This is a genomic window from Acidobacteriota bacterium (assembly GCA_020349885.1).
Lineage (GTDB): Bacteria > Acidobacteriota.
Window position 1 is genome coordinate 689782 of the sequence record CP070701.1, and the last position, 26588, is coordinate 716369.

General features: G+C 64.0%; 24 protein-coding genes, 1 tRNA gene and 1 pseudogene. 14 read left to right on the top strand and 12 right to left on the bottom strand.

Going from position 1 to position 26588, the window contains the following annotated elements; all coding sequences use genetic code 11:
- Window positions 1-69: 69 nt before the first annotated feature.
- Window positions 70-267 (top strand): annotated as a pseudogene (locus JSV08_02965) (hypothetical protein).
- A 325-nt stretch (window positions 268-592) separates the two neighbouring features.
- Here JSV08_02965 and JSV08_02970 read toward each other — a convergent pair.
- From JSV08_02970 to JSV08_02980, 3 genes are read right to left on the bottom strand one after another with little or no spacing between them, the layout of a single operon-like run.
- Complete coding sequence (locus JSV08_02970) at window positions 593-1504, bottom strand: glutamate racemase (GenBank protein ID UCF81388.1); 912 nt, start codon at window positions 1502-1504, stop codon at window positions 593-595.
- A 16-nt stretch (window positions 1505-1520) separates the two neighbouring features.
- A complete protein-coding gene (locus JSV08_02975) occupies window positions 1521-2213 on the bottom strand; it encodes a GerMN domain-containing protein (protein UCF81389.1) in 693 nt (230 codons plus the stop codon).
- The gene (locus JSV08_02980) at window positions 2213-3772 is read right to left on the bottom strand and encodes an N-acetylmuramoyl-L-alanine amidase (GenBank protein ID UCF81390.1); all 1560 of its coding nucleotides are present in this window, start codon (window positions 3770-3772) and stop codon (window positions 2213-2215) included. The genes JSV08_02975 and JSV08_02980 overlap by 1 nt, the downstream gene beginning before the upstream one ends.
- A 195-nt stretch (window positions 3773-3967) precedes the next feature.
- Between JSV08_02980 and JSV08_02985 the strand changes: the two genes are divergently transcribed.
- The 3 genes from JSV08_02985 (at window position 3968) to argS (ending at window position 7113) form a co-directional block, all read left to right on the top strand.
- Window positions 3968-4351 (top strand): DUF3568 family protein, encoded by a 384-nt coding sequence (locus JSV08_02985; GenBank protein UCF81391.1) that lies wholly within the window; start codon window positions 3968-3970, stop codon window positions 4349-4351.
- Window positions 4352-4459: 108 nt separating this feature from the next.
- Window positions 4460-5110, top strand: a complete 651-nt coding sequence (locus JSV08_02990; GenBank protein ID UCF81392.1) for a histidine phosphatase family protein — start codon at window positions 4460-4462, stop codon at window positions 5108-5110.
- Window positions 5107-7113, top strand: a complete 2007-nt coding sequence (gene argS, locus JSV08_02995; protein UCF81393.1) for an arginine--tRNA ligase — start codon at window positions 5107-5109, stop codon at window positions 7111-7113. Before JSV08_02990 ends, argS begins: the two co-directional genes overlap by 4 nt.
- A gap of 9 nt (window positions 7114-7122) precedes the next feature.
- On the opposite strand, the gene JSV08_03000 is transcribed toward argS, so the two are convergent.
- Genes JSV08_03000 through JSV08_03010 form a run of 3 tightly spaced genes read right to left on the bottom strand, consistent with a single transcriptional unit; the run spans window position 7123 to window position 9214 of the window.
- Window positions 7123-7347 (bottom strand): hypothetical protein, encoded by a 225-nt coding sequence (locus JSV08_03000; GenBank protein ID UCF81394.1) that lies wholly within the window; start codon window positions 7345-7347, stop codon window positions 7123-7125.
- Window positions 7348-7383: 36 nt separating this feature from the next.
- A complete protein-coding gene (locus tag JSV08_03005; GenBank protein ID UCF81395.1) occupies window positions 7384-7797 on the bottom strand; it encodes a hypothetical protein in 414 nt (137 codons plus the stop codon).
- Between the two features lie 43 nt (window positions 7798-7840).
- Window positions 7841-9214 carry a TldD/PmbA family protein gene (locus JSV08_03010; GenBank protein UCF81396.1) on the bottom strand — a complete coding sequence of 458 codons (1374 nt, stop codon included), beginning with the start codon at window positions 9212-9214 and terminating at the stop codon, window positions 7841-7843.
- A 175-nt stretch (window positions 9215-9389) separates the two neighbouring features.
- On the opposite strand from JSV08_03010, the gene JSV08_03015 reads away from it, so the two are divergent.
- The 4 genes from JSV08_03015 to JSV08_03030 all read left to right on the top strand — a co-directional run bounded on the left by JSV08_03015 (window position 9390) and on the right by JSV08_03030 (window position 11302).
- Window positions 9390-9465, top strand: a tRNA-Gly gene (locus JSV08_03015).
- Window positions 9466-9547: 82 nt separating this feature from the next.
- Window positions 9548-9895: a histidine triad nucleotide-binding protein gene (locus tag JSV08_03020; GenBank protein ID UCF81397.1), complete on the top strand. Its 348-nt coding sequence runs from the start codon at window positions 9548-9550 to the stop codon at window positions 9893-9895.
- A gap of 10 nt (window positions 9896-9905) precedes the next feature.
- Window positions 9906-10409, top strand: a complete 504-nt coding sequence (locus tag JSV08_03025) for a hypothetical protein (GenBank protein ID UCF81398.1) — start codon at window positions 9906-9908, stop codon at window positions 10407-10409.
- Window positions 10406-11302 (top strand): hypothetical protein, encoded by an 897-nt coding sequence (locus JSV08_03030; GenBank protein UCF81399.1) that lies wholly within the window; start codon window positions 10406-10408, stop codon window positions 11300-11302. Before JSV08_03025 ends, JSV08_03030 begins: the two co-directional genes overlap by 4 nt.
- Here JSV08_03030 and JSV08_03035 read toward each other — a convergent pair.
- The 5 genes from JSV08_03035 to JSV08_03055 all read right to left on the bottom strand — a co-directional run bounded on the left by JSV08_03035 (window position 11299) and on the right by JSV08_03055 (window position 18812).
- Window positions 11299-13008: a cation:proton antiporter gene (locus JSV08_03035; GenBank protein UCF81400.1), complete on the bottom strand. Its 1710-nt coding sequence runs from the start codon at window positions 13006-13008 to the stop codon at window positions 11299-11301. The two genes, JSV08_03030 and JSV08_03035, sit on opposite strands and share 4 nt — an antisense overlap.
- 148 nt (window positions 13009-13156) lie before the next feature.
- The gene (locus tag JSV08_03040; GenBank protein UCF81401.1) at window positions 13157-14998 is read right to left on the bottom strand and encodes an NAD-dependent malic enzyme; all 1842 of its coding nucleotides are present in this window, start codon (window positions 14996-14998) and stop codon (window positions 13157-13159) included.
- A gap of 67 nt (window positions 14999-15065) precedes the next feature.
- Complete coding sequence (ald, locus tag JSV08_03045; GenBank protein ID UCF81402.1) at window positions 15066-16178, bottom strand: alanine dehydrogenase; 1113 nt, start codon at window positions 16176-16178, stop codon at window positions 15066-15068.
- A 17-nt stretch (window positions 16179-16195) separates the two neighbouring features.
- Window positions 16196-17212, bottom strand: a complete 1017-nt coding sequence (locus JSV08_03050) for a methyltransferase domain-containing protein (protein UCF81403.1) — start codon at window positions 17210-17212, stop codon at window positions 16196-16198.
- 97 nt (window positions 17213-17309) lie between these two features.
- Window positions 17310-18812, bottom strand: coding sequence for an aldehyde dehydrogenase family protein (locus JSV08_03055; GenBank protein UCF81404.1), 1503 nt, complete (start codon window positions 18810-18812; stop codon window positions 17310-17312).
- Between the two features lie 255 nt (window positions 18813-19067).
- Between JSV08_03055 and JSV08_03060 the strand changes: the two genes are divergently transcribed.
- The 6 genes from JSV08_03060 to JSV08_03085 all read left to right on the top strand — a co-directional run bounded on the left by JSV08_03060 (window position 19068) and on the right by JSV08_03085 (window position 25809).
- Window positions 19068-20180, top strand: coding sequence for a tetratricopeptide repeat protein (locus JSV08_03060; protein ID UCF81405.1), 1113 nt, complete (start codon window positions 19068-19070; stop codon window positions 20178-20180).
- A gap of 5 nt (window positions 20181-20185) precedes the next feature.
- Entirely contained in the window at window positions 20186-20779 is a 594-nt protein-coding gene (locus JSV08_03065; GenBank protein ID UCF81406.1) for a DEAD/DEAH box helicase, read from the top strand.
- A gap of 29 nt (window positions 20780-20808) precedes the next feature.
- Complete coding sequence (locus JSV08_03070; GenBank protein UCF81407.1) at window positions 20809-21528, top strand: creatininase family protein; 720 nt, start codon at window positions 20809-20811, stop codon at window positions 21526-21528.
- 428 nt (window positions 21529-21956) lie between these two features.
- Window positions 21957-23669, top strand: coding sequence for a sulfatase (locus JSV08_03075; GenBank protein UCF81408.1), 1713 nt, complete (start codon window positions 21957-21959; stop codon window positions 23667-23669).
- 295 nt (window positions 23670-23964) lie between these two features.
- A complete protein-coding gene (locus JSV08_03080; GenBank protein ID UCF81409.1) occupies window positions 23965-25113 on the top strand; it encodes a hypothetical protein in 1149 nt (382 codons plus the stop codon).
- A gap of 12 nt (window positions 25114-25125) precedes the next feature.
- Window positions 25126-25809, top strand: coding sequence for a TIGR00266 family protein (locus tag JSV08_03085; GenBank protein ID UCF81410.1), 684 nt, complete (start codon window positions 25126-25128; stop codon window positions 25807-25809).
- Here the strand turns inward: JSV08_03085 and JSV08_03090 are convergent.
- Window positions 25806-26588: acetyl-CoA carboxylase carboxyltransferase subunit beta (locus JSV08_03090; protein ID UCF81411.1), on the bottom strand; the 783-nt coding region annotated here is incomplete at its 5' end. The genes JSV08_03085 and JSV08_03090 overlap by 4 nt on opposite strands.

Below are 26588 nucleotides of genomic sequence, written 5' to 3' on the forward strand. Positions count from 1 at the left end.
CCCGCCGATGAGCCTACCTCTTCGGAGCCCCCCTCTTCGGAGCCGCCAGTGTTGGATCGTCACTGCTTGGATCCTCCGGGCGAGGAGCCTCCCGCTGAGGAGCCCCCCGCCGAGGAGCCTCCCGCCGAGGAGCCTCCCGCTGAGGAGCCTCCCGCCGAGGAGCCCCCCGCCGAGGAGCCTCCCGTTGAGGAGCCTCCCGTAGAGGAGCCTCCCGTCGAGGAGCCTCCCGTTGAGGAGCCTCCCGTCGAGGAGCCACCCGTTGAGGAGTCAGCCGCCGAAGGACGCTGGGGCGTCATCGTGACCGACATACGCGGCAGGAAAAGCTACGGCCATGTGTACGTGAGCGGGAAGTTGCGCAACAACACGTCCGACACCATCACGAACATCCGTCTCAAGGCCCGCTGCATCGACCGCCGCGGCCGCACCGTGCGGGACGCGTGGGGCAAACCCAAAATCAAGGTGCTCAGGCCGCAGCAGGAGGTGGACTTCGAGGTCATGGTGCATAACGTGACCTACCGCTACGTAGCAAGGTACGAGGTGGAGGCGAAATACGACGTTCTGGAGCCGTAAGGGCGGGCCGCCCTTTGCGGGTTCACGGCCGGAGCGCCACGCGGCGCGCCCGGCGGACTGCATGGCCGAGGAACCGCTCCGCTAGACGGCGGAAGTGCCGCGGGTCGTCACTCACGAAATAGCGCGCTTGGGCCGGGCTTTGACGCTGGCCGCCGCTGGAAAGGCCGCGTGCGGCGAGGAGCGCACGCACGGCCTTGGCGGTCGTCGAGGCCGAATCGACGAGCACCACTCCCTTTCCCATCACGCGGGCGACGGTGCTTCTCAGAAGCGGGTAGTGCGTGCATCCGAGGATGAGCGTGTCCACGCGCGCCCGCTTGAGAGGAGCCAGATACTCGCCGGCGACGGCGCGCGTCACGGCCCGCGTGCCCCAGCCTTCCTCGGCCAAGGGCACAAAGAGCGGGCAGGCGCGCGCGACGCAGCGAACGCCGGGACGGCGGCGCCGGAGCGCGCGCTCGTAGGCGCGGCTTTCCACGGTGGCCGCCGTGCCCACGATGCCGATGCGCCCGGTGCGCGTCGCTCGAAGCGCCGCCTCGACGCCCGGCTCGAGGACGCCCACCACGGGAACGCTCACGGCGCGGCGAACCTCCCGAAGGGCGACGCTCGAGGCGGTGTTGCAGGCCACGACGAGCGCTTTGATGCCCTGCGCGTCGAGGAACCGCGCCACTTCCACGGCGTAGCGGCGCACCGTTTCGGGCGACTTCGTGCCGTAGGGAACGCGCGCCGTGTCGCCGAAGTAGAGGGTGCGCTCGCGGGGAAGAAATTTTCGAAGCGCCTTGAGCACCGTGAGGCCTCCGAGGCCGCTGTCGAAGAGCCCGATGGGCCGATCCGTCTTCGCCTCACGGCTGCGACGGGATGAACGCGAAGGATTGGCGGATGCGCGCTTTGCCTGCCGGGGCGAAGCTTTGCGAAGCCTGGGCGGAGTCGACCGTGTCATAACGTAAAGAAGGATTCTAGCTGTTTTTCGCGTCGCTTGCCGGGGGCTCCGCCTCGGCGGGCAGGCCGGCCTCCCCGCCGATACCCCCCGGGTGCGGGGGAATATCCTCTTCGCTTTCGGCGCTGCGGAAGGCGCTGCCCATGTACAGATGGCCGCCCAGGTGCTCCATCGGCTGCCCCTGGATAAGGAAGCGCACGCGGCGGATTTCTGGAAAATTGACCGTAAGCGTGTGGACCACGGCAAAGACGGCGTGGTGTTCGACCTCGCTTCCCCCCAGCCTGCCGCGGGGGACAAAATCGGAGGAGAGGTCCACGTAGGCGGTTCCGTCCGGTGATAGAATTAATTCCTCGAGGCGCGCCCCCGGCGGGCAGGACGGCGCGTGGCCTTTTCGGCGGGGGCCGAGGAAAAGCTCCGCGAGCGCCTGCTTGGCCTGGGAGGCCTCCGAGGCCGTCTGCACAACGGTACGTTCCTCCACGGCCCAGGCTCCGCTTTGGGCGTCCTCAAAAAACAGCTTTACGGTGCGCTTCGCGGGCGAGGCCATCGCCCCGGAGGAGACTTCCACCTCGCCGGGCAGGTCGGCCTCGACGGCACCCGGGGAAGCCTTGCGAAGCCCGTACAGCACCACGAGGCGGCCGACGCGGTGCGACACGAACAAGAGTCCCACCACCAACATTACCAGGGCTGCGAGCGCGCGGCGGCGGCGGAACATCAACGCCAGTCCCGGTCGGGCCGGGGCAAGTCCGAATGCGGGCGAGCCTTCGGGGCGGCGGCGGTGCGGGCGTCCCAGCCGCGTTTGAACGCGAGAATGCTCTCGGCAAGGGCGCGGGCAATCTTTTGCCGGTGCCCGTCGCGCTTGAGCAGGTGCTCCTCCTCCGGGTTGCTCAGGAAGCCGACCTCCACCAGCACGGCCGGCATCGCCGTGCCCATCAGCACGGCAAACGGCGCCTGCTTGACCCCGCGGTTCGGGGTGCCCAGATGGGCGTTGAGGCGGGCCTGGATCTCCTCGGCGAGTCGGCTGCTTTGGTCAAGGTACTGGGCCTGCGCCATATGCCACAGAATCACTTCAAGCGGGTCCGGTGCGGGCGCCGCGCCCCGGCCGGAGGGGACGATTATGCCCTGGTTCTCAAGAAGCGAAAGCTGCCGCGACTCGTCGTCGAGCGCCTCGTAACTCATAAAGAACGTCTCCGCCCCCACGGTGGTCGGGCGGAGGGAGGCGTTCGCGTGGATGCTGACGAACACGTCGCCGCGCTTGGCGTTTGCGAACTCCGCGCGCTCCATCAGGGGCATGTCCGCGTCCACTTCGCGCGTGAGATAAACCTCGAGCCCTTTGGCCGCGAGCAGGTCCCGTGCCTCGAGGGCGACCCGGAGAACGATATCTTTTTCCCGGAGGCCGCCCTTTCCGACGGCGCCCGCCGCTTCGCCTCCGTGACCGGGATCGAGGATCACGACCTGGATCTGGCGCGGCCCGGTGCGTGCGGAGGCGGCGCGCACTGCGCCCCCCGGCTCCAGCGTGAGCACGATTTCCTTCTCGCCCCGGGCTTCCACGTAACCTTCCCACACCTTGTCCTCGCCCCACTGCCACACGAGGCGATCACCCATGGGCAGGGACTCGTGGCGGAACTCCAGGCCGGAGGGAAGATCCTTGGGAAACGCCATCCTGAAGCGCGTCCCTTCGAAGAAGAGGGCGGCGCTTTGTTTCGAAAACGTCGTCGTGAACGCGGGCCGCTCTTCAAACGAGAGCACCCAGCGCTTGGAGGGAGCGCCTTCTCCGCCGGAATCTTCCAGGCGGAGGCGGCAGGCGAGCGTCCGCATTTCAATGCTGGGTGTATCCTCGTGGAAGGCGAACGGGGCCTCGACCAGTTGCGGCAGGTGCTTCCTCAAAAACGCAAGCGGCACGTACAACCGCTCTCCCGCCTGCACCGGCACAGGCCGCACCGAGTACAAGTGAGAGCCCACGAGCGCCGCGGAGAAATCCTCCGAAAACGCGAGGTAGCTTTTTTCGGAGCGCACAACAAGGCCCTTTTCTTTCGCCTCGATGGCAAGGCCCAGGTGCGGGGCGGCGTCGTCGAGGGACGCGTAGATTGTTTCTCCAAGGCGCACGGCGCTTATCGGGTGCACGCGCCCCCCGGCGGCAAGATAGAGGGAAGCGCTCTCGGCTTCCACCGGCGCGACGGGAGTCGGGTCCGGCGAAACCGCCTCCTGTGGAAGCGCCACGCCTGCCGCCCACGAAAGAAACGAAACGAACAGCACGAGGCGGCGCGAGACCAAGGCTTGTCCCGAGCAAAGCCGAGGGAAGTGCATCCGCTATTTTACCACATGCCTCGCAGGCGGACCCGCCATACGGCCCGACCGGGGAGCGGTTTGCCGCGCAGGCAGCGCCTTGACTTTGCGCTGCGGGCTTGGTAGGCTACGTGCCTACGTAGCAGCCGATTTGAAACAGGCAAACAAAAGGAGTTCATTTCTATGCGCGTGAAACACATCCTGGCCGGGTTGGCGTTCGCGAGTCTGTTGGGCTCGCTCGGATGCATGGTGGCGGTCGCCGCGGGAGCGGGGGCCGGCGGATACTATTACATTCGGGGCGATGTGGCGCGCGACTACAGCTACAGCCTCGAACATTGCGCGACGGCCACGCACGAGGCGCTTCTGAGCCTCGAGCTGCGCAACATCTCCCCGAGGAAAGACGCCCTGAAAGCCCGCTTCAAGGCCCGGCGCGCGAACGGCGCTCCCGTGGTCGTAAAGCTCAAGCGCCTCACGGAGAACTCCACGCAGGTTCGCGTGCGCGCCGGAAGAGTCGGCGACCGCGGCATGGGCGAGGTCATCCACGAGCGCATCCAGCAGCATTTCTAAGGGACGGCGAGGCGAGGTCGTCTGACCCCCCGCCTCACTGTCTCGCCGGCGTTTGCGGTTCGTCTCCGTTCCAAGCGGCCTGCGCCATGTCGCATGCTATACTTCCCTATGGGCAGGCCTTTCCTCTATGTCGTGAGGCACGGCGAGACGAAGTGGAACCACGAAAACCGCATCCAGGGCTCCGTTGACATTCCGCTCTCGGAGCGCGGCCAGAGGCAGGCCGAGTGCCTCGCGGAGCGCTTCTCGAAAACCCCGCTCTCAACCGTTTACTCGAGCCCGCTCTCGCGGGCGCTCGACACGGCGCGCGCGCTGGCCTCGCGCCACCCGAAGCTCGACGTCGTCCAGGACGGGGCGCTTCGGGAGGTCAAGTGCGGAATCTTCGAGGGCAAAACCTACGAGGACCTCGGCGAAGACCGCCGCTGGGTGAAGATGTGGCGCGATGACCCGAACCTTCGGCTTCCGCAGGGCGAGTCGCGCATGGACCTCTACGAGCGCGTGCGCGGCTTCATGAAGAAACTCCTCGCGCGCCACGCCGACGAAGACAGGGTGCTTATCGTTGGCCACGGCGGCGTGAACAAGAGCATAATGGGCTACTTCTTCGAGGTGGACATAACGCACGTGTGGCGCTTCTTCCAGTCGAACGCCTGCGTCAACGTCTTCCGCCCGCACGAGATGGGCTACCTGTGCGAGACGTGGAACGACGTCTCGCACCTTCCGCCCGAGCTCCGGAACGAGGACCAGGGAGCGCATAGGAAATGATTCTTATCGTTCGCAAAAAAATCCGGACGGCGATCGCCGATCATCTCTCAAGGGAAGGTGTCCAATTCGATCCTTCCGTGCTTCAATTCGAGCATCCGCCCTCGCTCGACCTCGGCGACATCGCGGTTACGACGTTCCCGCTCGCCAAGATTCTCAAAAAGCCACCCAAGGCGATCGCGGAAGAGCTTTCTTCCGTCGTCGCTTCCGTCGAGGGTGTTTCCCGGGTCGAGGCGGCGGGGAAAGGCTATCTCAACATTTTCCTGGAGCGTGGTGCGGCGCTCAGGGCGCTGCACGATTCGGTGGCGCATCCCACCAAGCCGGCAGCACGCGCCGGAAAAATCATCGTCGAGCACACGGCCATCAACCCGAACAAGGCCGCGCACGTGGGGCACCTGCGGAACGCCGTCCTCGGCGACACCTGGGTGCGGCTTCTCGGGGCCTCGGGCGAGAAGGTCGAGGTGCAGAATCTGATTGACGACCTGGGCGTGCAGGTTGCCGACGTCGTAAACGGCTTCATCCATTACGAAAAGAAGTCCCTTGAAGAGGTTAAGAAAATTCCTGACCTCGATGATTACTGCTGGGTCCTTTACGCGAAAGCAAATCCGGAATCCGCGTTCGAGGCCGGAGAAGGCAGGGAGCGACCCGCCGAATATCCCGAAGACTGGGCCGGTCTTCGGAAATCAGCTCTGAAGGCTCTCGAAGAAGGAGCCGAGCCGGAGACTTTCTACGCTTCGTATATCACTCACGAAATCGCCCGCTCCCATCTATCCTTGATGGAATCCCTCAACATCCGCTACGACCTCCTCGTCTGGGAAAGCGACATTCTCCGCAACGAGCTCTGGGAGCGCTCCTTCGAGGCGCTGAAGGCCAGCGGGAAAATTATTTTGGAAAGAGAAGGCGAGAACGAGGGCTGCTGGGTCGTGCCCCTGCGGAAAAGTCCCGCCTTCAAGCACCTCGACGATCCCGATAAAATCCTCGTCCGCTCCGACGGCACCGCGACCTACGTCGCCAAGGACATCGCCTACCAGATGTGGAAGTTCGGAATCGGCGGCGTGGAGTTCCCCTACGGGCCGTTCGGCGATTTCGAGGGGCTCCATCAGGAAAAACTCTGGCGGACAGCCTCGCCGCCCAAGGCTTCGCCCAAAGGCGCGCCGTCGTTCGGAAAAGCGGCGAAGGTCTACAACGTCATCGACGTGCGGCAGGAGTATCTTCAAAAAATAGTGGCCGAGTCCTTGCGTGTAGCCGGCTTTGGAAAATCGGCCGACAACTCCGTCCACTTCTCCTACGAGATGGTGGCGCTCACGCCGCGCACCGCCGAGGAGCTCGGCTTCAGGCTGACGGACGAGGAAAGGAAGAAACCCTACGTTGAGATGAGCGGCCGCCGCGGAATCGGCATCAAGGCGAAAGACCTTCTCGAAAAACTCCGTGACAAAGCCGCCGTGGAAGTTGGAAAGCGCAACCCCGGCTTCACGGACGACGAAGTGGCGAAGACGGCATGGCGGATCGCCGTCGCCGCGCTGCGTTACTTCATGCTGCGCTTCACGCGAAACAAGGTCGTCGCGTTCGACATCGACGAGGCGGTGCAGTTCGAGGGGGAAACGGGCCCCTATCTCCAGTACAGCGCCGTGCGCGTGAAGAATATTTTTCAAAAATGCGCCGAGGCGTGGGGCAAGACGCCCGACGAGATTCGAGCGGAGGCGGAAGCGGCGCTCGACGGAACACAAGGGTGGCTCCTCGACGACACGGCGTGGCAGCTGCTTCTTACCATGTCACGCCTGGAAGACGCGGTCGGGCAGGCCGTGCGCAGCGAGGAGCCTTCCGTCTTTGCCCGCTACGCCTTCACGCTCGCGCAGCACTGGAATTCCTTTTACCACGTGAATCCCGTCCTTCAGGAGAAGGACGAGGCGATTCGAGGGCAGCGCCTCGCGCTTGCGAGTCTGTTCGAGCGCCGCATGACGCGGGTGCTTGCGCTTCTGGGGATCGAGGTGCCGGAGAGGATGTAGGAGCGCCGGTTACTTTTTCGCCCTCCTCCTCCGCTCCATTTTTTTCGCCAGCTTCGGAAACCGAGCCTTGAGCTTTTCAAAGATTTTTGCGGCCAAGGGCGAGTGGCGGGAGATGAAATAAAGGCCTACCAGGATGAAGAGAATGCCCTGGAGAACCGGCAGGAAGACTCCCGCGACGCCGAGAAGGATGAAGCCCCACCCGAGCCCAAGCTCCAGGGCGCGCCTAAGGGTCACGGCCCCTCCTTGGCGAACGCGCCTGCTCTCGTGCCGTTATGAAGAAGCCTCCTCAAAAAGCTTCGCCGTCTTCTGGGAAAAACACACCCACAGGCTGTAGATGCCGATGGCGAGCCCGAAGGGAATGTTCAGGAACAGCGTCACGATGGAAAGCACTACGACGAGGGGACGCGCCCAGGGGCGGCGCTTCGGGAAGGCGATGCCCGCCGTGATCGCCGCAACGGAGTATGCGGCGAAGAAGACGGCGACGACCGTGAGGATCACGGCCATGAGGCCCAGGGGCACGTCCGCGGCGATGGGGCAGGCCTCGCCCGCGCACGCGAGCGCGAGAGCGCTTCCAAAGAACAGCAGAACGACGGCTACCACGCCGCCGATCAACACGGTCAGGGCGAGCCAGATGATACCGAGCGTCTTGTAGAGAAAGCCGACCGCTTGCAGGTGTCCTTCCATGAAAAGAATCTCCTTACCGTTGCACCGCGTTAATCATTAAGGGTTAAGCATCAGGCGTTTTTGAGGATGTTTCCTGCCGGCCCGTGAACGCGAAGTTTCTTATGAGAAGCGCGGGCACGGTGTTGGCCCCGACGTCGCTCCACCAGGTTTTGATGGGGCGGCGTTTCTTGGAAATCCTTTCGATGTTCGAGAACGCTTCGAGCATGCCCTGCGTGAAGCGCATGTTCGCGATGCCAGATTGAATCTTTCCGCCCTCGACCCAGAACGCACCGTCGCGCGTCATCCCCGTCATGACGGCCTGCTTGGGTTCGAGGTAGCCGTTCAGGTAGTGAAACTTCGTGACCCAGACGCCGCGGTCGAGCGCCAGGAGCATCTCTTCCTCGGTGGAGTCGCCCGCCTCCATGAAGAGGTTGAGGGGCATGGCGCGGTCGGGGTCGCCGGGCGGAAGGGCGTGCCCCGTGCTCGGGCGCCCTAATTTCGCGCCGTAGAGCGAGTCGCAGACGATGTCGCGGCCACGGCCGCGGCGCACGAACGTGACCTTCCTCTTGGGCGAGCCCTCGTAGTCGAACGGCATGGGAAGCCCGCCGCGCTCGAGGCCGTCGTCGTAAATGGTGACGTTCTCGCCCATGACGCGCTTGCCCTTGCGGCCTTCGAGGAAGCTCATGCCGTCGTCGTAAGCCTTGGGGTTGAACGCCGTGAAGGAGAACCATTCCATGACCTCGCTCACCGCCGTGGGCTCGAGCACCACGTCGTAGCGCCCTGGCGGAATCTCCTTCGGGTTCCTCCCGCGGAGGCACTTCTCTATGGCCCGCTCGGCGAGGGCGGCGGGCTCGACGGCGCGCACGTCGCAGGAGTACGCGTCGGCGTAGCCCGAGACCGAGTCCGACAGGGCGAAGACGGTCATCGCCGCCGAGGTGAACGGCTGGTGGCGGGCGAGGCCGTTCGAGTTCAAGACCGCCACCTCGCTTTCCGCCGTCGCGAACGACCCCGCGATGCGCACGCCGGACTTCCGCGCCCGGTCGAAGACGCCCTTGACGGCCCTGGCGCGCGCGCGCGCGTTGGTCCGGGCCGTCGGGGCGAAGTGGCTTTTCACCCTCCGCACGGGGGACGGCGCGGGGAATCCCTCGAAGTGCGGAATCTCCGGCTGGTGCCGCGCCGCCTCGAACGCCGACTGCGCGGTGCGGCGCAAATCCTCTTCCTCGAGAGAGCTCGTGGAGGCCGTCCCGATGCGCTTCCCCGCGGCGATGCGGAACGAGACGAGCCGGTCCCGGACGAGCATGTTCTGGTGGATGCATGACTCGGCGTAGCGCGTGAGCCCCTGCTCGGAGCCGATAAAGAGCGCCTCCTTCGCGTCGCCGGGCGCCTCCTCGAGGGCGCGGCGCAAAACTTCGAAAAGCCTGCTTTCACCCAGTAGCATCGCAACTTACACCCATGGGGAACCGGCTCGTATTGTAAGAGTCCGCCGGGAAAGTTACAAGAGCCCGCCCCGGAATCCCTCAATGAGGCACGTCAGTCATCAATTATCAAACATCAGGCATTTGTTAAGCGGGAGCTTGCAAATCCTTTCCGCTTCGGATATAAAAGGAGGTCGGGCGGAAGTAGCTCAGTTGGTAGAGCACGACCTTGCCAAGGTCGGGGTCGCGGGTTCAAGTCCCGTCTTCCGCTCCATTTTCGTGGAGAGCGCAGAGCGCACGAGGCAACGTCCCTGATCAACGTCAGATTAGCCATCCGGTATCTCAAGGAGATTCTCATGTCAAGCGATTGCCTGTTTTGCAAAATCGTGAAGGGAGAAATTCCGTCCAAGAAGGTCTACGAGGACGAGCAGGTTTACGCCTTCCGGGACATCAACCCGCAGGCGCCCACTCACGTGCTGGTCGTGCCGAAGGAACACATTCCCACGCTGAACGATGTCGAGGAACGCCACGAGGCCCTCGTGGGGCGCGTCGTGCGCGTCGCCTCGAAGATGGCCCAGGATGCGGGGCACGGCGAATCGGGCTACCGGCTCGCCGTGAACTGCCAAAGCGGCGCCGGCCAGAGCGTCTTTCACATCCACGCGCACGTGCTCGGGGGCCGCAGCTTCCGCTGGCCGCCCGGATAGACAGTAAGCCATGGAGGAGACGGAGGCGAAAGTTTTTCGCATCGCGCCGTGGACGCGCTTCCTGAGCGCGGCGAGCCTCGCCGTGCTCGGGGCGGCGCTCGTCGCCCTGCTCGCGTTTCCCCTTCCCGCGAGGCCCCTGCCTTCCGTCGTGCTGGTGAGCGTTTTCTTCCTTCTCAGCGTCGTCGCGAACGTGAGCAACTTCGGCGACCTCGTCGTTCTCGACGACGAGCGCCTCGTCCAGCGAAACCGATTCCTCGAAGCGCTCGGCCTCGGCCGCCGGACGGAGCTTGAGTGGAAGGACGTGGCGCAGATCGTCCCGCACGGCAGGCGCACGCTCTTCGTGCTCAACCGCAAGGGGCGCCGCTACGTATTCGACGGCATGCACCCGTTCGAGGACTTTAAGGAGGAGCTCTACGCGCGGAGCGCCGGGTTCGGCGCCCCGGGGCAGCCGCCGATGCCGCCCCATCCTTCCGACCAAACCGGGAGTCCGCAGCAGCAGCCGGCGTCCAAGTGAACGACGATTCTTTCCCGCCCCTCCTGCCCGAGACGCTGAGGCGGCTCGGTCGGGCGCTCGCGCCGCACGGACTCGTGGGAATCATCATCATGGCGGCGTCCACCGCGCTTGCGGCGCTCGGCGTCGAGCCCGCCGCGACGTGGTACCGGCCCCTCATGGGTTGGGGATTCTTGCTTTTCCTCGACTCCGTCCTCCTGCGCCTGCGCGGCTGCTCCCTGCTCCGCGGCGCCCCGCCCGCACTCGTCTGGATGGCGCCGCTCTCTGTGGCGCTCTGGCTCGTCTTCGAGGCCTACAACCTCCTGCTCCGCAACTGGGCCTACGCGGGCGCCCCGGAGGACACCGCCCTCCGCTTCGCGTGGCATGCCGCCTCGTTCTCGACCGTACTGCCCGCGCTTTTCCTGACCGCCGAATTTATGAAGGCCGTGGGCTGGGCGCGGCCCCGCACGCTGCGGCCCGTCCGGGTCACGGAATCAATTCTCTACGGCTCGATGGCCGCGGGCGCCGTGATGCTCGTCGTCCCGGCGCTTTTCCCCTCGCCATATCTCTTCGGCCTCGTCCTGCTCGGTTTTGTCTTTCTCCTCGAGCCCGTGAACTACATCTTCGAGCGCCCGTCCCTGCTGCGCGACCTGGAGGAGGGAAAGTGCGAGCGGCTCTTCGCGTGGCTGTGGGGCGGCTACGCGTGCGGCTTTCTGTGGGAGATCTGGAACTACGGGGCCGCCGGCCAGTGGCGCTACTCGGTGCCCCTCACGACGGAGAGCCTGGGGCTTCCGGCCCTATACGTCTTCGAGATGCCCCTTACGGGCTTCCTGGGCTACGGCCCCTTCGCCCTCGAGATTTTTTCGATGTACCACACCGCCTGCCTGCTACTTGGGAGGAGGGGGCGCGAAATTTAGGAAACCGAATCGCTCTCCTCGCCGTGGAGGGCGTCGGTCGCGGCGTCCGCCGCGTCGGCGGGAAGCCGGATCTCCTTCAAAATCTCATGGCCGAGGTGCTCCCCGACGAGGCTCTCCTCGTCCACGACGACCGAGGCACCGGCGTGCCTCAGGTCATCGGCGTAGCGATGGAATCGGCCGCGCGCAACGATGGGCACCTCGGGCGCCATCTTTCGGCCTTGGGCGATCACGAGCCGGGCGGCGCGGGGATCGGGCGCGGTAACGACGAGGGCCTGGGCGCTCTCAATGCGGGAGCTTTGAAGAATTTCTCCGCGCGCAGCGTCTCCGACCTTCGCGAGGAATCCGTCCGCGCGCGCGGCGGCGATGCTTTGAGGATTAAGGTCCACGACGAGCACGGTTGTTCCCAGAGCCTTGAGCGCGTGGGCCACGCTCTCTCCGGCCGGGCCGAAGCCGACGACGATGACGTGTCCCTCGAGTTCCCGCTCCGTTTCCCCTTCCCCGCCGCCTTGCGCCGGGGCAATGCCCCACGCGTGCAGCCTGCGCTCGACTCCTTCCGCCAGGGCGGGAGCCATGGCCACGAGATAGGGCGTCAGCAGCAGGGTCACTGGGACCGCCGAAACAAAGAGCCGGAAGCGCTCGGGCCCTACGACGCCGTGCCCCACGGCGATCACGGCGAGCACGAATGAGAATTCCCCAATCTGCGCCAGGGTGACTCCCGTCGCCGAGGCCTCCTTCCACGAGGATTGAAACAAGCGCACGACGAGCGTCGTTACGACGGCCTTGCCCACGACGACCGCGAAGACGACGCCCGCCACCTGCGCGAGATGCCCGACGAACCATTGCACGTCAACCTGCATGCCTATCGAGACGAAGAACACCGTTACGAAGACGGCGCGAAGAGGCTCGACATCGGCGCGGATTTGCTCGGCAAAGGGCGACTCGGCAAGGAGCATGCCTCCGATGAACGCTCCGAGGGTCAGGGAAAGCCCCGCGGCCTGGGAGCTCCACATGGCTCCCAGGCACACGACCGCCGCGAGGACGATGGCGATCTCGCGGTTGCGCGCGCCGGACGACGCCACGAGCAGCCGCGGAAGAACGAAACGGCTCACCAGCGCCATGACGCCGAACAGCACGGCCCCCGCGGCTAAGGCCGCCGTGAGCGCCACGGACGCCGAACCGATCGTTCCCTTTTCCCCCAGGAACGCCATCATGAGTCCGAGTGGAACGACCGCTATATCTTGGAGAAGCAGAATCCCGAGGGCGCTGCGGCCGTGGACGCTGTCGATTTCGGCCCGGTCGCTCAGGGCGCGGAGCACGACGGCCGTGCTGCTCAGGGACAGGACGGCCCCCATCGCAACGGCCTCGCGTCCGCCGAGGCCCAGGCTCTTTCCGACCAGCGCGAAGAGGAGCGCTGTGAGCAGGATCTGAAGCGCGCCTCCGCCCGCCGCGACGGACCCGAGCCGCTGAAGTCGCCTCCAAGAGAACTCGAGGCCGATCGTGAAAAGCAGGAGGGCCAATCCAATCTCCGAGAGGATGTGCACGGTTTCGAGGCTTCGCACGACGTGGAATCCCCCCGGACCGAGCAAGACCCCCGCCGCCAGATAGCCCACGATGGCGCTCTGCCGAAAGTGCTCGAGCAGGGCGCCCAGAAGGACCGCCAGGGCGAGCACGACGACCAGGTCGAGTAGGACGGGGACACTCGTCATGGAGCGTATGGTATCACAGGCGGCTCACGCGACCGGTGCACGCAGGAGGCGTTAGGGCGGACAAGCCCGCGACGAGCCGGGGTAAGATGAGAGGAGAAGGGAGAGGCGCGGCCTTTGCGGCAGAGCCTATTTTAAGCGGGAAGTCTTTCTATTCGGGCTCGTAGCGGTATTCGGTGAAATGCGGATACCATATCGCGTCGTCCAAGCGCGCGGCGAGCTCGTCGCTTCCCCGCTTCGGGGCCACGCGGAGCCGCACGGCCTCCTTCGCGACGGCCAGGGCCACCGTGCGGGAAACCCCGCGAATCTCGCTCACGTCGGGGTAGATGCAGTTGAGGGCGAAGCGCTCCTTCGAGACCGTCCCGGCCAGCGCGTAGCCGGCCGCGACGAAAAGCTCGTCCGGTATCTTCCTCGCCTCGGCGGCGATGACGCCCAGGCCGACGCCCGGAAAGACGAACACGTTGTTGCCCTGGGAGACGGGGTATGTTTTCCCCTCGTAGACGACCGGCGGAAACGGGCTGCCCGTGGCCACGACGGCGCGCCCCTTCGCCCAGGCGTAAATCTCCTCCGGCGTGCATTCGGCCTTGCTCGTCGGGTTCGAGAGCGGCATCACCAGGGGGTGCTCGCAGCTTGAGGCCACGGCCTCGACGACCTCGCGCGTGAAAATCCCCTGGGTGCCGGAAAGCCCGATGAGAACCGTGGGGCGGAGCGCCCTGACCGCCTCGGCGAGCTGCGTGTGCTCGGGGTCGGTGACGCCCTCCTTAGCAAGGAACGCGGCGGAATGGGCGAAGGCCTTCTTGTAATGCTCGATATGGGCGCGCTCCTTGACGAGCAGGCCGTGGCTGTCGGCCAGGAAAATGCGGCGGTGAGCCTCTCTCTCCGACAAGCCCTCCCGGCGCATGGCCAGGGTCAGCATACGCGAGATGCCCGCCGCCGAGGCGCCCGCGCCGCTCAGGAAGAACCGCTGCTTCTTGAGGGACTCCCCCTTGAGCTTCATGGCCGCAAGCACTCCTCCGAGCACCACCCCTCCCGTGCCCTGAATGTCGTCGTTGAACGAGAGTATCTTGTCGCGGTACGTTTCGAGAAGGTTGAAGGCGATCTCCTTCTTGAAATCCTCCCACTGCAGGATGGTCTTGGGAAACACCTTGCGCACGGCCTTCACGAACTCGCCGACGAAGTGGTAGTAGTCCTCGCCGCGCAGCCGTCGGCGCCGCACCCCCAGGTAGAGCGGGTCCTCCAGGAGTTCCTCGTTGTTCGTGCCCACGTCGAGATCGATGGGCAGGCATCGCGTGGGATGGATGCCGGCCGCCGCCGTGTAGAGCGCGAGCTTTCCTATGGGGATGCCCATGCCCCCTACGCCCAGGTCCCCGAGCCCCAGTATGCGCTCGTTGTCGGTCACGACGATCACGTCAACGTTGTCAAAAGGCGCGTGCGAGAGCACGCGCTCCATCCGTCCCATGTCTTTCGGGGTGATGTAAAGCCCGTAGGGGCGGCGGAAGATTCGGCTGTAGCGCTGGCATGCCAGCCCCACGGTCGGCGTATAGACGATGGGCATCATCTCCTCGAGGTTATGAACCAGCAGGCGGTAGAAGAGAACCTGGTCGCGCTCGTGGAGCGCCATGAGGTACACGTAGCGATCGAGCGGGGTCTTGTGGCTCCGGTAGTTCTCGTACGCGCGCTTTTCCTGGACGTCGGGGGTGCTCACCGTGGGTGGAAGCAGGCCCTGGAGCCCCAGGTTAAGGCGCTCCTCCAGGTCGAAGGTGCTGCCCTTGTTGTAAAACGGGTTGTAGAGAAGCGGGGTTCCCCTGAAGGGAACGCGAATGAACTCCTTATCCGTCTTCGGGTCCCTCTCGATGTGGTATTCAAGCCCCGGGCGTCTGCCACTTCGCGGAAGGCTCTTTTTAGATGCTTTGCTCCGGATTTGCGGCGAGCGTTTCGGAAGGCGCTTCTTCTTGGATGCTTTACTTCGGGTGCGTGTCGCGCGTTTCGGCATATCTTTACCTTGTTTTGAAGTTTACCACAACACGCCCGGGCGGCGCAACCGGCCGACGGGCCGCTACCTACCCCAGCGCCTCCTCGACGCTCGAGAAATTCTCGCCCTGGCTTTCGGCGACGGCGCGGTAGGTGATGCGGCCGCCGTAGAGGTTGAGACCCGCACGCAGGGCGGGCGAGGCCTCCAGCGCCCCGCGGACGCCCTTGTCCGCAAGGAGCGTGACGTAGCGGATGGTGGCGTTCGTGAGGGCGAAGGTCGAGGTGCGCGGCACGGCGCCCGGCATGTTGGCGACCATGTAGTGGATGACGCCGTCCACCTCGTACACGGGGTCGGTGTGCGTCGTCGGGCGCGTCGTTTCGGCGCAGCCTCCCTGGTCCACGGCGACGTCCACCAGGACGGAGCCCCGCTTCATCCCCTGGAGCATGGCGCGCGTGATGAGGCGGGGCGCCGAGGCCCCTGGAATCAGCACCGCGCCGACGACCACGTCCGCCTCGGCGATGGTGCGGGAGACGTTGAGCTCGTTCGAGTAAAGCGTGTAGACGCGCCCGCCGAAAATGTCGTCTATGTAGCGCATGGGAACGTGGTCCACCTCGAGCACCGTCACGGTGGCGCCGATTCCGATGGCCATTTTCGCGGCGTTGAGGCCCACCGTGCCGCCGCCCAGGATGGCGACCCGTCCGGGGTAGACGCCCGGGACGCCGCCCAGGAGGACGCCGCGCCCGCCCCGCTCCTTTTCCAGGTACTGGGCCCCGACCTGGATGCTCATTCGCCCCGCAATCTCGCTCATGGGGATGAGGAGGGGGAGGGTTCCGTTCTCGGCCACCGTCTCGTACGCGATCGCCGCGATTTTCTTCCGAAGAAGCGCCTTGGTGAGCTCGCGCTGCGGGGCGAGGTGGAGGTAGGTGAAAAGAATCTGCTCGTCCTGCAGGAGCTCCCATTCGGGCTCTATCGGTTCCTTGACCTTCACGATCATGTCCGAGCGATGGAAGATTTCCTGCGGCTTGTTCACGATTTCCGCGCCCGCCGCGAGGTATTCCTCGTCGGCGATGCCGCTTCCCTCTCCGGCACCCTTCTGCACGAGCGCCTTGTGCCCGCGCTCGGTGAGCGTCCGCACGCCGGCGGGCACCACGCTGACGCGGTATTCCTGGTCCTTAACCTCTTTGGGAACGCCGACGATCATATAGGTATCCTCTTTCTCTACGAAGTCAGTCTTTGTGCGTCGGGGTGCATGGCAAAGCCGCGCCACGAGTTGCGGTTGTGCCACGCAATCTGCACTGCTGTGAGTTTTGCTTCTTTGAACCAGCGCTCGAATTCTTCCCTGGCGACATAATGGGCAACGGGAGCGTTGAGGTGGTCAAAGACAATGAGGTAGATTTCTCGAAACTGGAAGCTGGCGATGTAGGTCAAGTAGTCACGATAGAAAAGCAGGCGCCACAACGCCGGTGCTCCCCGCTTCAGGGGAAGGTAGATTCCTTTGAGGACGGGATGGAGAACAAGCGTGAGGAAGAAACTCACGACTTTAAGGAACCAGATAGGCATGCGCGACGTAAGCAGAATGCGAAGAGGATTAACCAACCACACCACCCAGCCGTTGTTTTCCCTCCCGTAGACCCAGGCCAGCAGGCTTCCGGTGGGCTTCAGGGCTCGCACAAGCCCCTGGAAACCTTGCTGGGGCTCGTCCATGTGGTGAAGGACGCCGATGGTGTAGACGTAATCGAACGCCGGCCGGAGCGGAAGCCGGGAAAGGTCCGCCTGCACCACGTGGGCGTTCGGAAAGCGCCGCAGCCGCGCAAAGGCCGCGTTCACGGCGTTGCTTATGTCGACTCCCACAACCTCGCGGGCTCCGTAGCGGAGCGCAAGCGTCATGTGGCGTCCCTGGCCGCAGCCACCGTCGAGGACGACTCTTCCTTGAAAATCACCGGGGGTCGTGGGCTGGATCCAATCCCGAAATTGCCTTTCCTGATCCGGCGATGCTTCCCACCGGTAGAGGCTCCACTGTACGCCGAATTTTCGGGCCGTGGCCGCCTCCGTCCTCGGAAGCTCTTCCCTTTTGACGAAGCGCGGAACGCCGTCTTTGATGGGATTGGACGCGCCGCAACCCTGGCATGTAAGACGGCCTTCCAGAATTTCCGCGTCCTCGCTTCGGGAAGGCCGGCACGCGAACGACGCGCCGCAATCGGGGCAGGCGAGAAAGTCGAGCAGGCGCTCTTTCATGACGGAAACTTTCTAAGGCGCAACCTTGTCCTCCGGCGCCCATGCCTCCCTCGGCGGCGTTGGGCCACGGGTTGCTGCCGGCTCTCTTCTCATGGCGCTACTGGGTGGGTGCGTTGTCAATCTGGGCGCGCTGGAGGCGGCCGCTGTAGTCCACGTAAACGGCCTTCCACTCGGAGAAAATGTCGAGCGCCGCTTCCCCGGCCTCCCGGTGTCCGTTTCCGGTGCCCTTGGTGCCGCCGAAGGGAAGGTGCACCTCGGCGCCGATGGTGCCCGCGTTGACGTAGACGATGCCCGTGTAGAGGTCGCGCACGGCCACCATCGCCCGGCTCACGTCCGGGGTGAACACGGACGCGGACAGCCCGTAGGCCACGTCGTTCGCGACGTCGACGGCCTCCTCGAGCGAGCCTACTTTAATGAGGGAGAGCACGGGGCCGAAAATCTCCTCCTGCGCGATTTGCATCGACGGCTTCACCCCCGCGAAGACGGTGGGCGCGTAGAAGAGCCCCTTCGCCAGGTCGCCCTCCTTGACCTGCGTGCCGCCGCAGAGAAGCTCGGCGCCCTCGTCCTGGCCGATCTTGACGTACTGGTGCACCTTCTTGAGCTGCGCCTCGTTGATGAGCGGCCCCACGTCCGTATCCTCGCGGAGGCCGTCGCCGAGGCGCAGGCGCTTGGCGCGCTCGACGAACTGTTCGGTAAACGAGTCCGCAACCGCTTCGTGCATGATGATGCGGCTCGCCGCCGTGCAGCGCTGCCCTGTCGTGCCGAACGCGCTCCAGATGGAGCCGTCGAGGGCAAGCTCCAGGTCGGCGTCGTCCATCACGATGATCGGATTCTTGCCGCCCATTTCGAGGGAATGCTTCTTGATGGTGGGCGCGCAGAGCTTCGTGATGCGCCGCCCCGTGTCGGTGGAGCCGGTGAAGGAAACAAGGTCAACGTCGGGATGGGTCACGAGCGGCTCGCCGACGTCCTTTCCCGTGCCGGCCACGACGTTCATGACGCCCTCCGGAAGCCCCGCGTCCACGAGCGTCTGAACAAGGTGGAAGACGGAAAGCGGCGTGTCGGTCGCGGGCTTGATGACGGCCGTGTTGCCGCAAACGAGCGCCGGGACTATCTTCCACGAAGGGATGGCCATGGGAAAATTCCATGGCGTGATGAGCGCGCATACGCCGACGGGCTGGCGTACGCTCATTTGGAATTTGTTCTCAAGCTCCGAGGGGGTCGTATGGCCGAACATGCGCCGCCCCTCGCCCGCCGTGTAGAAGAGCATGTCGATGGCCTCCTGCACGTCTCCACGGGTTTCGGGAAGGGGCTTTCCCATCTCGCGCGTCATCTCCCGGGCGTAGCTCTCCTTTCGCTCGATCAGAAGCTGGCCGGCGCGAAAGAGAATCTCGGCGCGCTTCGGTGCGGGGACGAGCCGCCACGTCTTGAACGCCGCCTTGGCCGCCTGCACGGCGCGGTCAGCATCGTCGGCGTTCGAGCGCTGAAACAGCCCCACCACCTCGCCGGTGTTCGCGGGGTTGCGATTCTCGAACGTCTTGCCCGTCGCCGAGGCCTCCCATCGGCCGCCGACGAAATTCTTATACACGCTCGCGGTTGCCATCTATAATTTGCGAATTGAGGGATTAGAGGGTCGTTTTAGGGAGCAAGTGTAACCTTATTTCTTGCGCGAAAAGCATAGCAGAAGTGGAAGCGCAAGTCAAGTCCGTGCGCCGCTTCTGGAAAATTTTCGGTAAGATTCTTATAGAACAATACGATACTTCCTCCGGTAAGATTTTGGGAGACGCGATTCGCTCGTTTGACGGCGAAACGCTCCGCAAGTATCATGCGCGAGGGAAAAAAGGAAGGTCGGACTGCGATGTCAGAGGAAACGTTCTTACGCAAGAAAGCGCTTGAGCTCGAGCTGGCCAAGCAATACACCGAGGCCGCCGGCCTCTACCACAAGCTTCGCATGGTGGACAAGGCGGCCTATATGTACGAGAAGGCGGGCGATACCCAGAAGGCCGTCCAGGTTCTCATGGAGGCGGGGCAGACGGCACGCGCCATTTCGTACTGCCGCAAAGGGGGATTCCACCGCCAGGCGGCGGAGCTTTTCGAGACGCTGAGGGATTTCGCAAACGCCGCGTCAGAGTGGCTCAGCGCCGGCGAACCCCTGCGCGCCGCCGCGCTTTACGAGCGAATGGACCACGGCGAGCGGGCGGCCAAGATTTACTTCGAGGCGGGCAAACACTTACGGGCCGCCCGGCTTTTTGAGAAAGCCAAGTGCTATGCCGACGCCGCCTCGGCCTACGCCGCGGTTCCGGTGGAGGAAATTATGAGGGAGGTTCCCGACCTCTACGAGCAGCGCGCCGTTGCGGACATCCTTGAGCAAGACGGCCATCTGGAGCACGCCGCGGCGCTTTACACCGAGAGCCACAGCTTGGGCGCAGCCGTCTTTGCCCTGATTCAAGGCGAGCACCTGGAACGCGCCGCGGCCCTTTGCCAGCACGCCACGTCGGATGTGGCTTCCGAAATCATCGATCAAATTCCCCGCGACGGCCAGACCTACCTCAAGGTGGCCGAGGTTTTCATGAAGGCGGAAGACGCCTCCGCCGCGGCGCGCGTTTGCGAGGCAAACGGCAACCTGGAGCGGGCGGGCGAGTGTTACGAGCAGGGCGGCCTTTTCAAGGAGGCGGCGCATAGTTACTACAAAGCAAAGGCGTATTCCAGGATGGGCTCCGCTTTTGAAAAAGCGGGTGACCATACCAAGGCCGCCGAGGTGTTCGAGGGTGCGCACCTCTACGCCGACGCCGCACGCTGTCAGGAGAAGCTCCAAAATTGGCTGCGCGCAGGCGAGCTGTATTTCAAGGCGCGCGACTACGTCCACGCCCGCGCGGCGCTTTCGAAAATTCCCAAGAGCGACCTCACCTACACGAAGGCGCACGTTCTTCTTCAGACCATGGCGAAGCTTAAGAAAGGGGGCGCGGCGTAGGCGCCATGCCGGACGCGGAGACGCTCTTTGAGCACGCGAGGAAAACGAGGTGGCGCCCCGGCGAGCCGGCCGGGCCGGTGGTGTTCGACCTGGAGACGCTGCGCTCGGCCCAGGAGGTCGGCGGCTGGGAGAACCTCTCGAAAATGGGGATGGCCCTGGCGGTCGTGTACTATACCGCCCAGGACGCGTACGAGACGTTCCACGAGCACGAAGCGGACGCGCTCGCCGAGACGCTCCTCGCCTCGGAGCGCGTCGTGGGCTTTAACCACGTCCACTTCGACTACGGCGTCCTGCGCGGCTGCACGGACGCGGATTTGTCGAAGACGCGCAACCTCGATCTTCTTCTCGACCTCAAGCGCAGGCTGAACCACCGGCTCTCCCTGAACGCCGTTGCGGGCGCCACGCTGCACGCCGGAAAGAGCGGCGACGGCTTGCAGAGCCTGCAGTGGGTTAAGGAAGGTCGCCTCGACCTGGTGGAGCAGTATTGCAGAAAGGACGTGGAGATTACGCATCGCGTGTGGCGCTTCGGCGTCGAGAACGGCTACGTTCTCTACGATTCGCGCGACGGCGTGAAGCGCGTCGAGGTGGAGTGGAAGTAGCGGGCGATTCGTTGAGATAGGGAGAAAACATGCGTCTTGACGAGCTTCGCTGGCAGGAGGTCGAAAAGTATCTCGAGCGCGACGACCGCGTGGTGCTGCCCATCGGAAGCACCGAGCAGCACGGCCCGCGCGGCCTCATCGGCACGGACGCCGTCTGCCCCGACGCGATTGCCACGGAGGCCGCCCGCCGCGCCGGGGTTCTGTGCGCTCCCGTCGTCGCCTACGGCATGGCGGAGCACCACATGGCGTTTCCCGGCACGGTGAGCCTTCGCCCTTCGACCTACCACGCGATGATGAAGGACGTGCTGCGCAGCCTCCACCACCACGGTCTTAAAAGAATCTTCGTCCTGAACGGCCACGGCGGAAACACCGCTCCCATGCAGTGCAGTCTTTCGGAGATATGCAATGAGATCCCGGACCTGCGCGTGCAGCTCTACTGCTGGTGGCAGCTTTCCGAGGTCGCCGACCTTATTCAAGAGCTCTTCGGCGAGAAGGAAGGCACCCACGGCACCCCCAGCGAGGTTTCCGTCACGATGTTCGTCAAACCCCGCGTGAAGTTCGCCGAGAACGTGCCCGTCGGCGGCCTCGAAGGGGAGGGTGTCTTCGTCAACAGCGGGATGGCGAGGAAACTTTCGCCGACGGGCCTCTATGGCAAGGCCGATCCGAACCTCGCCTCCGCCGAGCACGGCGAGCGCCTTTTCGAGTGCGCCGTGCGGGCCGTGGTCTCTCGATTGGGAACGTGGGAGTAGCCAGAGCCAGCCGTGAATAACGACGGATGTAAAACCTACTGCCTCATTTCAGTCATAGCGTTCTCGGCGCTGAGGTTTGTCGGCGCGCTCACCCGTTCTCTGCCGGCGGCCGATCTTTCGTTTTTGCTTCGAATCGATTCTTGATGATGAGAAGCACACCGCGCCAAATCGTCTATTTGTTCCTCTTCCTCGCCCTGTTAATCAGCCTCCTGGAAAGCGGCTTGCTTTTGGCTTTTTACGAGTTCCTGCCGTGGAGCGGCTGGGCGGGCATGCTGGGATGGACCGTCCTATGGGCATGCATGATGGGACTGGCGGGGGGCGTCGTCGGATTTCTCGTAGGCGTGTTGCTTCACGGCATCGTCTGCCCTCGCTTCTCGCGGCGGGGATGGACGGTGTGGGAGCGTCGTTTGTGCTCCGCGGCGCTGGGAATGGGCGCGTCCGCCTATGGCTTCGGGATGCTGGCTCCGCTGCTTTGGAGGGCCGGTCTGGGGATAAGCTGGCAGGCGGTGCTGGTAGCGGGAATCGCTTTGGCCGGGGGCGCGGCCGTTCTGGGGGTTGCGCGATGGCTGCTTGGAAAATTCCCCTTGCTTTTTATAAAGCATGCCCGCCGCTACGACGTGGCTATGGCAGGCCTGCTCCTTATGGCGCCGCTCCTGTTCTATTCTCGCCATGCTTTCGTCGTCCTGCCTCCCGGCGAGCTGGCGTTCCCCGCACCGTCGTCTGCGGAAAAACTTCTCCCGGAGGGGGCTCCGTTCCTCGTGGTTCTTATCACGGTGGACACTCTGCGCCGCGACCACCTTTCCCTCTACGGCTATCCTCATAACACCAGCCCGAACGTGGACCGTTTCTTTCATCGCGGCGTGATCTTCGAGAATGCCGTTACCCCAAAAACGCTCACCGCACCGGCGGTCGCCTCGATTTTGACCGGCGTCTATCCCCGCCGCCATCACGTGTTTACCAACGGGCAACACCTTGCGGATTGGGCCGTGACGATGGCGGAAAAATTTCAGGGGGCCGGCTTTTGCACGGGAGCCTTTGTGTCGAACATCCTGCTGTATCACCCTTCGTACAAATTTTCCCAGGGCTTTCAACGTTTCGTGAAGTTCGACGAGGCGTTGCTGGCTACCTCCTACGACGAGGCCCGGCGGATTGTGACCCAGGCCTTGCGATTCATGAAGGAGCAGTCGGGGCCGTGCTTCGTCTGGCTGCATTTCATGGAGCCCCACGATCCCTACACTCCGCCTGCACCCTACGACACCATGTTCTTTGTGGATGCTCCGTACACCCCTTTGAAACTTTCCGAAGGGCAAAAGCAACGCCTCCTGGGCCACGCCCTTTGGGAATCGGTCCCGGAAGATCTTGCATCCAACCCCCATCGTTGGCAAGCGCTCTACGATGGCGAGATTCGCTATCTCGACAGCCAGATGGCCCCCCTTTTCGACTACCTCGAAACCCAACCTCAAGCGCTCGTGGTGTTCACGGCCGATCATGGTGAAACCATGGACGAGCATCGGCCGGTGTTTGACCACGGTTACGACTGTTACGATGCCTGTGCCCGTGTTCCTTTGTTCTTTCGTTACGCAACGTTGTCCGGACCGCGGCGTATGGAACATCTGGTCTCCACGGTGGATATTGCCCCAACGCTTTACGCCGGTGCGGGGTTGGCCCCCGCGCCCCACCTGGATGGGCGCAATTTATGGCCTCTGCTTCAAGGAAAGACGTCTTCTCCCGACGTCCCCGTTGTATGGATTGAAGGAGCGCGCGCCACCCGGCACACGCAGTACGCGGCCCGGACGTTGGAGTGGAAACTGGTCATGGAGCCCCTTCTGTGGTTTCGATTTGCCGATGCGGTCGCCGGGCTGCGTTTTTTGAGCATGTTCGATTGGCCCCGAACGATGGATTACGCGCTTCGCTCGTATCGCTCCCGTGTGTACCATCTGACACTCGATCCCGACGAGCAAGTCGACGTGATCGATCAACATCCCGAAACGGCGCACCGTCTCCGAACGGCGCTCACGGCTTGGTTGAAGCAAACCAGCCGATACCGCCCCGCTTTCGAGCCACCGGGCGAACCCATTTCAACCCAGGATCTGTCACCTCAGGAAATCGAGATACTCAAATCGCACGGTTACCTCCGTTGAGGCTGCTTCCTTCCCATAGAGGATGGCCGAGGGAGTGCCAGGGTCGTCGTCCTTGCCGGCATGCCGAGGAGAGGGCGGGGCGGCGGACGGGGCTTTTGCAAAAGGTTCGGGAAAGAAGTTGAGCCCGTAAGGCGGTGTGCGCTATAGTCGAGGCTGGAATGGCTGACGTGGAAGGCTGGATTCATCGACCCCTCGGGGAACTTGGCGTGGAACACGGGCGCCCGGCGCAAACGGCCCGGGGACTCATGGAAGAATGAGCGGGCCGCGAGCTTTCATCGTGTGAGGATTCCCGGCTGTGAAACTCATGAGATATAAGAACCATTGCCTGGCCGCTTTGCTTGTAGCGTTGTTGGCGCTGAGTTTTATCTATGGACTCATGCTGGGTGCCCGAAGGCTCCCTCCCTACCCGTGGCTGGAGACATGCTACAGGCAGTATGTCTTGAGGCAGTACGATCGGTACGATAAATTCCACTCCTTCTACAAGGAAACCGACGTCCGCTCGTTGATTTCCATAGAAGACGAGAGCGACGTTACGGAAAAGAGGGACGAACTCGTTCGCTACGTTTGGAAAGACGATGGTTTCCCTTACGCAAGGCTGCCCGACGGCGTGGAGGAGGGCGTCGAGGACGATAAGTATTCCGCCCTCGCCAACCTGGAAAGAATCGACAAAATCGTTGTCTCCATGGAGCACGGCATCGATTCGGTGGTTTACCATTTCCGCCCCGCCCGGAGTAACCGCAGGCTTGTGATTTACCATGAGGGGCACGGGGGTGATTTCGTTTTGGGAAAGGGCGCCATCCAATTTTTCCTGGACGAGGGGTATTCCGTGATGGCGTTTTCCATGCCCTTGATGGGGATGAACAGCCGCCCCAAAGTGGATTTTCCGTCGTTCGGAAGGCTCCTGTTGTCGATGCACAATTACCTGAGGTTTTTGGAGTCGGAAAATTTTTCACCCATTAAATTTTTTGTCGAGCCGGTCGCGGCCGTTCTGAACTACGCGGAAAAGAATCTGGATTTCCGCTCGGTTGCGGTGGTGGGCATTTCCGGGGGCGGCTGGACGGCGACGCTGTATGCGGCCCTGGATCCGAGAGTTTCCAAAAGCTACCCCGTGGCGGGCTCCCTGCCCCTCTATATGTCGCACGTCACATGCACGGGGGAGTACGAACAATTCCTGCCGGACCTTTATCGAGCGGCGAACTACCTTGAGCTCTATGTGCTGGGCTCGTACGGCGAGGGCCGCCGCCAGCTCCAGGTGCTCAACAAGTACGACAACGTTTGCCTCGCGGGAGACGGTTATCTGACGTACGAAAAGGAGGTGCAAAGGACCGTTGCCCAGCTGGGAAAAGGGAGGTTCGACGTGTACCTGGACGATTCCCACAAGGGACACAAGATATCGAGGCACGCGCTGGACGTGATTCTCGACGACCTTGAGAGCCGCTTGTGAAGACCGCTTCCTGTGCACCACGAGATTGAAGGCGTAATCGCGCAGACTCTGCACCTCGCCCTCGACGAGGGCGAGACGGCTTGGGCCGCGAACGGCTCCATCGTGAGCCTCGATGAGGGCATGGAGTGGCGCCTGAAGGTGCCCGGCGGCGTGGGCGGGGCGCTCAAGCGCAGCTTTGCGGGCGAGGGCGTTACGCTCACTTTCGTCGAGTCCCGCCGCGACGGGGCGCGCGCCGTGCTCGGGGCGAAGCACCCGGGAAAGATCGCCGTGTGGGATTTGAGTGAAGGCGCCATGCTCGCAACGCGCGGTGCCTTTATGGCCGCCGTGGGCGACGTCCACATCGGCGTGACCGTTGCGCAGCGCGTCGGGGCCGCGTTCTTCGGCGGCGCGGGGCTTTTTCTGCAGGAGATTTCCGGGAAGGGACTCGTCTTCGTGCACGGCGCGGGCGATTTTCTCGACATGCGCCTTTCGGCGGGCGAGAAAATTCGGGTGAGCACCGGCAACCTCGCCGCCTTCGCCGACACGGTGGATTACCGCATCCGGGGCGTGGGCGGATGCGTCAAGATGCTCTTCGGGCGCGAGGGGGTTTTCATGACGGAGCTCGAGGGCCCGGGGCGGGTGCTCTTGCAGTCCCTCCAGCGCGTCTCGGGGGCCAAGCGGGCCGCGAGCGCCGCCGCGAGCGCGGCCCCCCCTTAGGTATCTGCGGGCGCGGCGGCCTCTGTGCCGCTTCGCTTGAGTAAGGCCCTCAGGCAGCGCGCGAGCGTCGCTTTGAGATCCTTGCGCTCGACCACCATGTCGAGCATGCCGTGCTCGAGCAGGAACTCGGAGCGCTGGAAGTCCGGCGGGAGCTCTTTCTTGATCGTCTGCTCGATCACGCGCGGCCCGGCGAAGCCGATGAGCGCCTTCGGCTCGGCGATGTTGAGGTCCCCGAGCATCGCGAACGACGCCGTCACGCCGCCCGTGGTCGGGTGGGTCAGGACCGAGATGTAGGGAAGGCGGGCCTCGTGGAGGCGGCCCAGGGCGGACGAGATTTTCGCCATCTGCACGAGGGAAAGCGCGCCCTCCTGCATGCGCGCTCCGCCGGAGGTGCTCACGACGACGAGGGGGAAATTTTCTCCGAGCGCCCGCTCGGCGGCGCGCGTCACCTTCTCGCCCACGACCGAGCCCATGCTTCCGCCCATGAAGGCGTACTCCATCACGCAAAAAACGGTCTCGATGCCCTCGATGTACCCTTTCGCGTTCACCGCGGCGTCGAGCGCCTCCGTGCGCTTCTGGTAATCGTCGAGGCGCTTCTTGTAGGGCTTCGTGTCCTCGAAGCCGAGCGGGTCGGTCGGGGCGATCCCCGCGTCGAACTCCTCGTACGTGCCCTCGTCGCAGAGAAGGGCGAGGCGCTCGTGCGCGGAGAGCTGGGAATGGAAGTTGCACTTCGGACAGACGCGCAGCAGGCGCTCCACCTCCTTGCGGTAGACCATTTC

What these genes read in the sequence shown, in the direction of transcription:
- JSV08_02970 (UCF81388.1), bottom strand. Translation starts at nt 1,504, where the DNA reads ATGACACGGTCGACTCCGCCCAGGCTTCGCAAAGCTTCGCCCCGGCAG.
- JSV08_02975 (UCF81389.1), bottom strand. Translation starts at nt 2,213, where the DNA reads ATGTTCCGCCGCCGCCGCGCGCTCGCAGCCCTGGTAATGTTGGTGGTG.
- JSV08_02985 (UCF81391.1), top strand. Translation starts at nt 3,968, where the DNA reads ATGCGCGTGAAACACATCCTGGCCGGGTTGGCGTTCGCGAGTCTGTTG.
- JSV08_02990 (UCF81392.1), top strand. Translation starts at nt 4,460, where the DNA reads ATGGGCAGGCCTTTCCTCTATGTCGTGAGGCACGGCGAGACGAAGTGG.
- argS (UCF81393.1), top strand. Translation starts at nt 5,107, where the DNA reads ATGATTCTTATCGTTCGCAAAAAAATCCGGACGGCGATCGCCGATCAT.
- JSV08_03005 (UCF81395.1), bottom strand. Translation starts at nt 7,797, where the DNA reads ATGGAAGGACACCTGCAAGCGGTCGGCTTTCTCTACAAGACGCTCGGT.
- JSV08_03010 (UCF81396.1), bottom strand. Translation starts at nt 9,214, where the DNA reads ATGCTACTGGGTGAAAGCAGGCTTTTCGAAGTTTTGCGCCGCGCCCTC.
- JSV08_03020 (UCF81397.1), top strand. Translation starts at nt 9,548, where the DNA reads ATGTCAAGCGATTGCCTGTTTTGCAAAATCGTGAAGGGAGAAATTCCG.
- JSV08_03025 (UCF81398.1), top strand. Translation starts at nt 9,906, where the DNA reads ATGGAGGAGACGGAGGCGAAAGTTTTTCGCATCGCGCCGTGGACGCGC.
- JSV08_03035 (UCF81400.1), bottom strand. Translation starts at nt 13,008, where the DNA reads ATGACGAGTGTCCCCGTCCTACTCGACCTGGTCGTCGTGCTCGCCCTG.
- JSV08_03040 (UCF81401.1), bottom strand. Translation starts at nt 14,998, where the DNA reads ATGCCGAAACGCGCGACACGCACCCGAAGTAAAGCATCCAAGAAGAAG.
- ald (UCF81402.1), bottom strand. Translation starts at nt 16,178, where the DNA reads ATGATCGTCGGCGTTCCCAAAGAGGTTAAGGACCAGGAATACCGCGTC.
- JSV08_03050 (UCF81403.1), bottom strand. Translation starts at nt 17,212, where the DNA reads ATGAAAGAGCGCCTGCTCGACTTTCTCGCCTGCCCCGATTGCGGCGCG.
- JSV08_03055 (UCF81404.1), bottom strand. Translation starts at nt 18,812, where the DNA reads ATGGCAACCGCGAGCGTGTATAAGAATTTCGTCGGCGGCCGATGGGAG.
- JSV08_03060 (UCF81405.1), top strand. Translation starts at nt 19,068, where the DNA reads ATGTCAGAGGAAACGTTCTTACGCAAGAAAGCGCTTGAGCTCGAGCTG.
- JSV08_03065 (UCF81406.1), top strand. Translation starts at nt 20,186, where the DNA reads ATGCCGGACGCGGAGACGCTCTTTGAGCACGCGAGGAAAACGAGGTGG.
- JSV08_03070 (UCF81407.1), top strand. Translation starts at nt 20,809, where the DNA reads ATGCGTCTTGACGAGCTTCGCTGGCAGGAGGTCGAAAAGTATCTCGAG.
- JSV08_03075 (UCF81408.1), top strand. Translation starts at nt 21,957, where the DNA reads ATGGGCGCGTCCGCCTATGGCTTCGGGATGCTGGCTCCGCTGCTTTGG.